The following is a 7,846-nucleotide window of genomic DNA, read 5'->3' as shown; positions in this document are numbered from 1 at the left end:
ACATTATGCGAACCGTCCTATACGGGCCTGGGGGGCTCTGGACGTCAGATTTGAAGCCTGGCACTAGCTGGTTGACGGATCATTTCCTCCAACACCTGATCCAGGTGCGGCGCGAGCTTCAAAACATCCAGGTCAATACCTTGAACCGAGTTGGCTTCATATGGATATCGAGTGCCAACGAAAAGCTTAGAGCAATTTGTGATCCATTTTTCCAGTTGAAAGCCTGGAGCCAATCTCTCTGACGTTTCACGCACCTGGTTGGCCATCTCAATAGGAATGGCGTTGTACAGATCGATCAGGCCATGCCTGTTTCCAGGCAAACCGGCGACCAAACGCAAATGTCCCTCAGGATCATATTCAGACCTTGGAAATCTAGGGTCAGCCTCAACAAGGAATGACTTAAGAAGCAGCTCAGACGCGAGCGCGGAATTCATCACGGCTGGCCAGTAGAGATTGGAATCACCGTTTGAGGCACATTGTTCGAGAATCTGTGAAGCCCTCAAAAAAGTACGCGCTTCCTCAATAACCCAGGTACTCGGCAAACGCTCATAATCCATAATCCATTGCCCTTTATAATGAATATATCGACGGCTAAAGATGAGCTTACCCTAGGTCATTGGATGAGCTACCCTCCTCCGTTTTTAATAATAATTAAATATAACTAAACTAAATGACTATTTAGTTTAGTTATATTGATTGACCAACACAGGTGTCAGAAACAGGACAAGTTCAGTGCTGGTCGATACCGTCGAGCTGCTGGTGAACAACCATTTGAAGCCAGGAATTTTGCCCAAGAACGGCACGCTTCTAACGACGGTTGTATCGAGATCCGAATAAACACCACCCACAGCAATGGTCTGGCCGAACGGCGAAAAAACCCGGGACGTCAGCGAGGTTGTGTTGATCGGCGGCACGCCATTCATCGCATTGGAATAATCAGGCTCATCCTTTGAAAGGATGACATCCAGCAGCACACCCTTATCGTTAACGATCGGAGTCACGTCGAGCGACAAAGCAGCCTGCTTGAAGGATGTCGACGTTGCACCATCGCCGGCGGATTGCTGATAAGGAACCTGAGAGCCTTTAACAATTTTAGCTTGATGACGATCAGAGGTATAAACGCGAGGACTGGAAATCACCCTGCCCTTACCTTCCTGCTCCATCGCTGAAAGCCTGGCATCGAGCGTCAAAGCGCTTGAGACAATGCCAACAGCCCCGATGGCACCAGAAGCAAAGCCAAACGGGACAGAGCCTGAAACAGTGCCAGCACCGCTGCCTAAAGTGCCACCCCATTGAACACCCAGATTCTTGGAATACGAGCGGTCAACCTCGACAATACGAGCCTGGATCATCACTTGCTTCCTGGAGTAATCAACAGCAGCAATCAGGGTTTTGAGCTGCTCTAAACGAGCCTTGCTCATCCTGGCAACGATGACAGAAGAACCGTCTTCAAAATTCAAGGTCTCTCCAGGATCGAGAGGAAATGCTTTTATTGCGTCCGACGCCAAAATGTTATGTACCTTGAAGATCGAAACATCAAAAGAGTTGACGCCAAATGAAGGACTACTTTGAAATTGCTGATCTTGGGCAGCAACATATGAATTTGTTGAATAGGAATCACCTGGACGTGGATAGCCACTAACACGAAGAAACTTACCTTCAACGGTATATAAAAGCCCCTTTGCCGAAGTCACATACTCAATGGCTTCATCCCAGGTCACATCCTTCATACGCATAGAAAGTGAACCACGGACGTTTTCGTCCAGCACAAGATTCAAGCCCCTGTAATCAGCAAGAAGCTGTAAAGCGGATGAAACCTGGATAGTTTGAAAATCAAAAGTCACTGGCTGAGGGACAGTTTCCGCTTGGGAAAAGGAAGCAAAGAAAAACAGAAATACAGAGGCATAAAGGCCGCGAAGAAACTTATAGGTATTCATGAGATGAGCTCCGGCTGCTGGTTAATTAATTGGGCGCGGTCTTAGCGCTACGCTAAAGACCACCCCCAATTAATCCACCTGTAATTGGATTAGGTTTTTTTAATGACCAATTAGTAATCTTGAAACCATCAACTAAACAATAAGCTTCGGTAAAATCTGGAAAATATCGACAATGAGCAAAAGAAATGTAACGAGTATTCCCATTGTTATCAGCTACCAGGGCAAGAGCTTCAGAAACAACGTTTGAAGATGGATCTGGCTTTGAAGGATGAACAAAGCCAACAAGCCGCCAAGTGGTTGAAATCGGAAGCTCAGCAGGTGCACTAGGTTGCTTTGGCGTAGAAACAGACAGTGAGTGCTTCACACCAGGTTGATCAGTAGCAAAGAACTTTTTGACAAAATAAACACCCAGGACAATGCAAATAACAAAACAACCCAGTGCCGACCACAAACCGAAAGAACGCAAAATACTTGAGCGACCATCTGCCGAAGATTCATCACCAACAGATCCAGACTCTGAAAGAGTCGCTGACTTGTAATAACTAAAAATCTCCTTTTTAAAAGTTCCTGGCTTAGTTACCGAAAGCTTTGAGCGCGGTGGTGAATCGCCCGTAACCGCGCCCTGATACATGTCAACCTTATAGAGCTTCTTATTAAACTTGCGGATTCGAAAAGTAGTTTCTACAAGCAACCGAACCCACGAAGAAATTTGCGCTAAGTCTTGAGTAACGAGAACGACACGCATTGAATTGTTTTTTGAGTCAACTCGATGCCTATGCTCAGCAAGTAATGACTTATCGGTAAGTTTGGCCTGATTAACATTTTGACCGGACGGCCAACGACGCCAACACTCATCAATAACGGCGACTGCACCAGGAGGGAGGATGACGCCAAGATCCTCAAGCTCAAACCAATCAACTGGGAGTTGAGTTATATTTCCACCAAAAACAGCGAGAAGTTCATCAGCACAAAGCGGAATATTAGTATAGACATGCCTATTCTGCTTTAAAGACGGTATAACGACATGTTCAACAACTCCGTAGCTTTTGCCATGGCCTGGTTTACCAACATAAGCATGGATTGCCATAAATCACCCAATAAACGGAATACGACGAACAAGGAAGCGCAACAAATAGGCGCTGCTAACAACAGTGATTCCAAAGGGCAGCTGCATCAGGTTCATGAAGTACCAAACAGATGGGGAGATATTAGTGAACAACTCTCCCGCACTTGAAAGTAAACCCATGATGAAACTTGCACTAATGAGTTCAAGAAGTGCCTGCCAAAGCCAGTCAGCAATCTGGATAATTAAATCGATAAAAAATTGTAAAACTTCTCGCAAAATAGAAAGAAGCCAATTGCCAAAAGCAGTCATAACAACCTCAAATTTTAGCGGCTAAAATTAAGCAGAAAGGAAAACGCGCAAAGCAAGAAGTGACCAAGCCGCAAGAAATACAGCAGAAAGAATGGGTGAAACCAAGTCAAACAAAGCGCAATGCGCGTCAAAAGTGATCATAGATCCGAGCAGAACAACAGTAGCCTTAGGACAAGCTGCTGTAGAGCCACTAGAAGCTATTTTCTGGTTGAATTCATTAAGAGCCTTACCGAATCCAGATTCATTTAAATCAGATTCCATACCATGGACAAAGGAATTGTAGTGGGCAGCATTGACCTCACTATCAAGAATCGATTTTCCTTCTAGTGATCCTGGACTATTGAAAGAAAGCTCACCATCAAAGCCGGAATCACCATCCCCACCGCTACCACCATCGCCATTGCCGCCGTCATTCCCACCACCAGGATTGGTGCCACCATCGCCGCCGTCGCCAGGATTAGAACTGGGAGTGAGAGGATCTCCAACGGAGGGAGATTTGTAGCCGGATTCAGCATTACATGAAGGACTCGCGGCATTAAGACCCACGAAGTAGTTACAAAAACCAGTGACTGTAGAATTTGGAGACAGATAGCAGGTGCTACCGGAGGCGGAACTAGCCAGGTAAGAACAAGAGTTGTGACAAACATCAGCAGTAACAGAGCTGACTGACCATGCGACATAATACTTATCTCCTGATTTTATGGCGGCAGCATCGGGGCCACGAGTTTCGACAGTGTCGGGACAAACAGCAGCTTCCTTAACAATACCAACACTATCATCAAAGGGGGAACCAAAAGAAGTCCAAGAATAAGCACAGGTAGCATTAGAAGTGCCATTCATTGTGCAAGACCCAGCAGTGTAGCCAGTCCTATTAGGGCTTGTATTAGCCGACCTAACAGCACTTACGAATGCGGTTATAAACGACTCAGGCGAGTCCTGGACACCGGCAGACGAACACTCACTAGAATAAGAAGACGAAAATGAAGAATTGCACGTCCAGCCAGCATGAGAACTCGACGAAAACGCAGCAAGTAGTAAAAAAGGGATGAAAGAAATGTATTTCATATCACCAACCCGAGAAAACAGCGAAGGAGCAACCAGATCCAATACAGAACATGGCGAAATAATAAAGTTGATCCATGTTAAAAGCTCCCAAAATAAGAATAGTAAGAGTGCAATTATCCCTATTACCGTTATTTTTGATAAAAAAAGGGCGCCATAAGACGCCCAGGTCGAACAGGGATAAAACCTTAACCGCGCAGGAAGCCAAGGACGATACGAGCGCCTTTGATACCAGCGTAAACACCGGCGAGAATGCCGGCGACAGCCAGAACACCAACAGAAATGGTGCTGAAGTCGATGGAGGAAGTCAGACCACTGTAATCCCAGGCAACAGGACCAGCAGCGAAGACAGACGGCGCGGAAACAGCAAGTACAACAGCAGAAACGGTTGCGATGAGAGTTTTTTTGAACATAGGTAAATCCTCAAGATTGCTTGATAAAGTTTAAAAACGCGCGAACACCCATAGACATAACTAAAAAACTAGCTACCAATGTGAATCCGGCGCCGAAAGCTTGAGCCAGAACAGATGGATCAAGTTGTGACGGATCAAATGGGGCAATGTAAGGAACAGAGACCCATTCAACCGAACACGTGGGTGCACCACCCTGAATAATCAAATCACCAGGGCAATGCAATAAACCGGACATTACGTAGACTTCTGCGGTGTCGAAGCGCTAGGAGCACCGGAACTAATACGACGACCGTTGCGAGGATCGACTTCAAAAATCAGACGATCATCGCGAACTTGCGCAATAACATCACATTCATACTTTCCAGGCTGAGGAACCTGCTGGGGAGTCTCAGCATAAAAAGTGCATTTCTGCGGGTATGGAATGTTTAGCAAATGAGCATATGCCTCAAACATGCAATATGGCTTACCCGACTTGGCAGCTGTACCGCTACGATGATTGCCGGTTACTTCAACTACAATAACATTAGACATATAATGCCCTTATCTCAGTGTTGGAAAGCCTGGAACAGTGCCGGGCTTACGATATGCCCAACTGGGCGCGATAGCTTCAGGGTTACGCCTGAAAGTTTTAAATTTTCGTGCAGAGCGTTGACGAGTTACTTCTTGCTGAGCCAATGCAGATAGAAACAACCGCATAAGACTATTAATCCCAGCGCGTTCATCAAACTGAGGATTGTTGAGAGCATTGAGAAACTCCATTTCAACTGCAAAGCGTAGATTTTGATAAGCAACCCTATCCATCAGAAACCCATCCATTCAGCAACACAGATTGTTCCCACACCTTGACGCTCAACAAACCAAATGCGCTCCGGTTTAGTGCCCTGCTCTTTCAGCTCATCAACAGCCTTAAGCGTTTGCTCGACCTGATGAGCAAGAATAGGATTGATAAAGCAGCTGCGCACTTGCTTCTGTTCAGCTAGACGACGACGCTGACCATCAGTAAGTACGGTGGCATCAAACTTAACTGTTTTCATGCCGCGACCTGCTGGAGATGGTTTGGTCGTTGATACCAGGACGGAATAGCCAAGGTAGACTTAGTGACCTCACGGCACTGTCGAACAAATATTGGAGCAAATCGGCTAGTGTCACAGGCATTACGAATATTAATACCAATGCGATTAAGGCGTGCAGCATGATCCTGAACTTGTCGTTTCTTGAAATCGAAGCACTGGCCACTCATCCATTGAATGGCATAAAGGGCAGTTGTATTCGCGGCGCGAGTAGTATCAACAATTTTCTCTGCTAACAGCTGCTCGCTAATGCTAACGATATCCATCGCAGTCACCTTCAGCTTTTCATCAATTTTAAGAAACTCACAGTGGAGCTGGGCTAAACGCCCTTCATCAAATAAGCCCCAGTAACAAAGGGATTCACGCTGCAAGTATTCACATTTAAGTTCTTGCTCTAAGCGAACTACGCCTTCAATAAAACAGTAATCACGAACACGCTGGACATACTTATATTCAGCAGAGTCCTCACCATAAATCCGCTTTATTTTTGGAAGGCAGTTTTGATCCATTTCAAAAGTCTTGTCATAAGCCTTTCGATACTGAAGTCGGCCACCCTGGCCATTTCCTTTCGGAGTCCAGGAAACAGTACGGCCATTCGGATATAAGAACCCGATAGAGTGACCAATGCGTTGACTGGATACACCACGCAAGTAAGCCAAAACATTGCCTTCGCCCAACGAAAAATTGGTCGTAAGGTCAATACGTTCGATTTTTGCGCCGTCGGCAATGCGGTCGCCGGAGCTGGCACCAGAAGCGCCTTGGCGAATATCGAGACGAGAACAACGAGTAAAACCAGGCAAGCCATATTCGCGAAGAAGCTGGTTGTAGACAGAAACGCACTGCTCAATGGTTGTAAAACCAAAAAGATTGTCAAGCCGCCCTACTCTGCTCGGATTGCCCTCAACTCGAATCTTTCGGCCTTGGACATGAATAGTGACGGAGGTCGAATAACTGGCTTGATGCTTGAAGCGAGGCTGCTTGGTGCTCAGGACTTCGTTGGTGTTCGAATCGACCGTCAGCGTAAAAATTCCGCATACGATCGGTAGATCATGCTGATGCTCCTGCGAAATTGTGAGCCAATCGATGAACATCCGAAATCCTTGTCAAGCCAATACACGACGCAGGTAAGACTACGTCATGTGTTAGGCTATTTGCAAGAGATACGTAGCAGCTTAACCATCGATGTGTGTTAGCTGTACAAAAACACAGGAGGTATAGTCAATGACTCATGAGCATTCAGATGAAGCGGCGATGAACATCGGAGAGAACATCAGAAACAAGCGAGCGCTCAAAAAGGTGTCGCAGAAAATTGTGGCTGAGGCGGTCGGAGTAGCAGAAAACACAGTTGCCAGCTGGGAAAAGGGTAAAAACCTACCGCCACCTGACAAAGTGATAGCGCTTGCAAAGTACTTCAAATGCACCACCGATGAGATATTGCTAAGCGATGAGGAACGTGGGTTGGAGATACAGATGTTGGGCCTACTCCGACGATTCGGAAGCCTGAATGAAACCCACAAACCTATAGCCCTCAATGTGATCGGCTCGATTCTCCAAGGCCTGGAAATGGAAGAGTACATGAAGGGTGAACGCAATGAAGGAAGCAAAAGATTAGGTGTGTTGGGGGACTAAGGATCGCGGGAAACCGCGGTAAAGTGGGGGTGTAACAGCACCCCCACTCCGATGGCTCCGAAAGCACGCTAAAAGCTCAGAATGCTTAAAGCAGAAAAAACCCCCAAGGATCTATGAATCACTGGGGGTTTTTCTTTGGCGGGCACTTGGGGAAACAGGTAAATGCCCCCCAAGTGTTAGTAGTTGCCCCTCAAGTGTTAGTGGTTGGAAGGGGCTTTCTATGCGGACACCAGATGAGAATTTGCTATCAAAAAACGAACGGCGAATGCCTTAGAAAGAGCCTTGATGTCAACGCTGAAACTCAATCAAAAACGCGCTTAACACCAACTCGTTGCTGAGCTGGTGACCCGGCAGCCGCTT

General features: G+C 46.4%; 12 protein-coding genes. 1 reads left to right on the top strand and 11 read right to left on the bottom strand.

Features of this window, described 5'->3' with window-relative positions; all coding sequences use genetic code 11:
• Positions 1 to 44: 44 nt before the first annotated feature.
• The 11 genes from JWR98_RS24015 to JWR98_RS23965 all read right to left on the bottom strand — a co-directional run bounded on the left by JWR98_RS24015 (position 45) and on the right by JWR98_RS23965 (position 6,948).
• Positions 45 to 557, bottom strand: a complete 513-nt coding sequence (locus JWR98_RS24015) for a hypothetical protein (protein WP_205491398.1) — start codon at positions 555 to 557, stop codon at positions 45 to 47.
• Positions 558 to 683: 126 nt separating this feature from the next.
• On the bottom strand, positions 684 to 1,937 hold the full coding sequence (locus JWR98_RS24010; protein WP_205491396.1) for a hypothetical protein: 1,254 nt from the start codon (positions 1,935 to 1,937) through the stop codon (positions 684 to 686).
• 52 nt (positions 1,938 to 1,989) lie between these two features.
• Positions 1,990 to 3,024: a zonular occludens toxin domain-containing protein gene (locus tag JWR98_RS24005; protein ID WP_205491394.1), complete on the bottom strand. Its 1,035-nt coding sequence runs from the start codon at positions 3,022 to 3,024 to the stop codon at positions 1,990 to 1,992.
• Between the two features lie 3 nt (positions 3,025 to 3,027).
• Positions 3,028 to 3,312, bottom strand: coding sequence for a DUF2523 family protein (locus JWR98_RS24000; protein ID WP_205491392.1), 285 nt, complete (start codon positions 3,310 to 3,312; stop codon positions 3,028 to 3,030).
• Positions 3,313 to 3,339: 27 nt separating this feature from the next.
• Positions 3,340 to 4,152: a hypothetical protein gene (locus JWR98_RS23995; protein WP_205491390.1), complete on the bottom strand. Its 813-nt coding sequence runs from the start codon at positions 4,150 to 4,152 to the stop codon at positions 3,340 to 3,342.
• Between the two features lie 410 nt (positions 4,153 to 4,562).
• A complete protein-coding gene (locus JWR98_RS23990; protein WP_205491389.1) occupies positions 4,563 to 4,787 on the bottom strand; it encodes a major capsid protein in 225 nt (74 codons plus the stop codon).
• 10 nt (positions 4,788 to 4,797) lie between these two features.
• Positions 4,798 to 5,022 carry a hypothetical protein gene (locus tag JWR98_RS23985; RefSeq protein WP_205491388.1) on the bottom strand — a complete coding sequence of 75 codons (225 nt, stop codon included), beginning with the start codon at positions 5,020 to 5,022 and terminating at the stop codon, positions 4,798 to 4,800.
• The gene (locus JWR98_RS23980) at positions 5,022 to 5,318 is read right to left on the bottom strand and encodes a propanediol utilization protein (protein ID WP_205491387.1); all 297 of its coding nucleotides are present in this window, start codon (positions 5,316 to 5,318) and stop codon (positions 5,022 to 5,024) included. Before JWR98_RS23980 ends, JWR98_RS23985 begins: the two co-directional genes overlap by 1 nt.
• Positions 5,319 to 5,327: 9 nt before the next feature.
• Positions 5,328 to 5,588, bottom strand: coding sequence for a hypothetical protein (locus tag JWR98_RS23975; protein WP_205491386.1), 261 nt, complete (start codon positions 5,586 to 5,588; stop codon positions 5,328 to 5,330).
• Positions 5,588 to 5,821, bottom strand: a complete 234-nt coding sequence (locus tag JWR98_RS23970; RefSeq protein ID WP_205491385.1) for a hypothetical protein — start codon at positions 5,819 to 5,821, stop codon at positions 5,588 to 5,590. Before JWR98_RS23970 ends, JWR98_RS23975 begins: the two co-directional genes overlap by 1 nt.
• On the bottom strand, positions 5,818 to 6,948 hold the full coding sequence (locus JWR98_RS23965) for a phage/plasmid replication domain-containing protein (RefSeq protein ID WP_205491384.1): 1,131 nt from the start codon (positions 6,946 to 6,948) through the stop codon (positions 5,818 to 5,820). Before JWR98_RS23965 ends, JWR98_RS23970 begins: the two co-directional genes overlap by 4 nt.
• 130 nt (positions 6,949 to 7,078) lie before the next feature.
• On the opposite strand from JWR98_RS23965, the gene JWR98_RS23960 reads away from it, so the two are divergent.
• Complete coding sequence (locus JWR98_RS23960; RefSeq protein ID WP_205491383.1) at positions 7,079 to 7,486, top strand: helix-turn-helix domain-containing protein; 408 nt, start codon at positions 7,079 to 7,081, stop codon at positions 7,484 to 7,486.
• Positions 7,487 to 7,846 lie beyond the last annotated feature (360 nt).

Origin of the sequence: Pseudomonas lactucae (assembly GCF_016937615.1) — a bacterium.
Lineage (GTDB): Bacteria > Pseudomonadota > Gammaproteobacteria > Pseudomonadales > Pseudomonadaceae > Aquipseudomonas > Aquipseudomonas lactucae.
Note: the sequence above shows the minus strand (reverse complement) of the source record. Positions and strands in the feature narration are given on the sequence as shown.